Below are 1,547 nucleotides of genomic sequence, written 5' to 3'. Positions count from 1 at the left end.
GATTGCTATGTGTTGAGTATGGATAGTGGTTTGTTTTCTTGGATGCCCAAGATATTTATTTCACCCGTGCGCGCCATGCGCAAGATCCCCTACGGGACGCTCTAGTCCAGTCAGCTTGCTGAACGCAGTTGCGGCTGCTGTTAGCCACCGGCTAGCGGCTAGCGGTGAGATACGGCAATAGCTGCTGTTGACACACCGGGCTACTGGCCCGCTTGACCATGGCTTGGGTAGCAGGCGGCTCTCTTAAAGGTCCGCAGGGTGAGCAAGGTATTCAGGGCGCCCAAGGGGTGCAAGGCCTTGCTGGCGCTGATGGCGCCCAAGGCGTCCAAGGACCACAAGGAGAAGCCGGCATCCAGGGTCCGATTGGCCCTGATGGTGTTCAAGGCCAGCAGGGCATCCAGGGTGCTGCGGGTTTGGGCATCACCTTTAAGGGCCAGGTGGCGACAGAAACCGAGCTGCCAGCTGATGCAGCCCAGGGCGATGCCTACATCGTGCAGGCCGATGACTCCTTTCAGGTATGGGATGCGGCCAGCAGCACCTGGGTGACTGGCGGCTCGATCCAGGGACCGCAGGGAATTGAGGGCCCTGCTGGCGTTGCTGGCGTTCAAGGAGAAATAGGCCCTGCTGGCGCTCAAGGCGTGGAAGGACCAGCCGGCGTGCAGGGCATGCGCGGTACGGGCTGGTTCAACGGCAGCGGCGCTCCGGCAGCTGACATCCCAGGTTCGATCCCTGGTGATCTGTATTTAGATAACGCCACGGGCGACGTGTACACCCTGAGCTGAGCGGTGGCCTGGTCGCTTGCTGCCAACCTGCAGGGCCCTGCTGGCCCGAGCGCTGTGTCGGCTGATGCCGGCAACAGCGCCAGGTTGGGCACTGACGCCAAGGTGTTTGTGCCCTCCTCCCTTTATGTCCTGCCCATCGCGACGGCCAAGGTGTTGGGCGGCATCAAGGTGGGTACTGGGTTGAGCATGACGGCCGATGGCGTGCTCAGTGCCCCCGGTTTCAGGAAAGTTGTCACCCCTCTGATCAGTACATCCGGGGGCTTGAGGACATGACCAATGCGCCGATACAGCGAGGCCGTTAAGGCTGATGTGAGGAGACGGATGCACCCGCCCCACAGGCAGAGCGTGGCCCGGATTTCAGAAGAGCTGGGCATCCACGTGATGACCCTCTACAAATGGAGGAAGGCCTGGCGGTTGCAGGGAGAGGTGGTGCCGGCATCTGAGAAGGAACCAGAGGGCTGGAACGCCGCCGACAAGTTCACGGTGGTGCTGGAGAGCGCCGGCCTCAACGCCACCGAGCTCAGTGCCTACTGCCGCGAGCGGGGCCTGTTCCCGGAGCAGGTGGAGCGCTGGCGGCAGGCGGCCCAGGATGCCAACGCCAAGCCTGTGCTGACGATGGCCGAACAGAAGGAGCTCGAGAAGCTCCGCGCCCAGGACCAGCGGGAGATCAAAGCCCTCAGAAAGGAGCTGCAGCGCAAGGAGAAGGCCATGGCGGAAATGGCGGCTTTGCTGGTGCTGCAAAAAAAGTGGGATGCCTTCTGTTCG

The 1,547-nt window shown here is 62.2% G+C and carries 3 protein-coding genes; all 3 read left to right on the top strand.

What is annotated here, in order from left to right; all coding sequences use genetic code 11:
* Positions 1-218: 218 nt before the first annotated feature.
* The gene (locus AC01FP_RS17500) at positions 219-782 is read left to right on the top strand and encodes a collagen-like domain-containing protein (RefSeq protein ID WP_255021278.1); all 564 of its coding nucleotides are present in this window, start codon (positions 219-221) and stop codon (positions 780-782) included.
* 3 nt (positions 783-785) lie between these two features.
* Positions 786-1,055, top strand: a complete 270-nt coding sequence (locus tag AC01FP_RS17495; RefSeq protein WP_474481994.1) for a hypothetical protein — start codon at positions 786-788, stop codon at positions 1,053-1,055.
* Positions 1,056-1,058: 3 nt separating this feature from the next.
* On the top strand, positions 1,059-1,547 hold a 489-nt coding region (locus AC01FP_RS17490; protein ID WP_474481992.1), incomplete at its 3' end, for a transposase.

It is taken from the genome of Cyanobium sp. NIVA-CYA 375 (genome assembly GCF_056108345.1).
The sequence above is the reverse complement of the archived record's forward strand: the minus strand, read 5'-3'. Positions and strand labels throughout refer to the sequence as shown.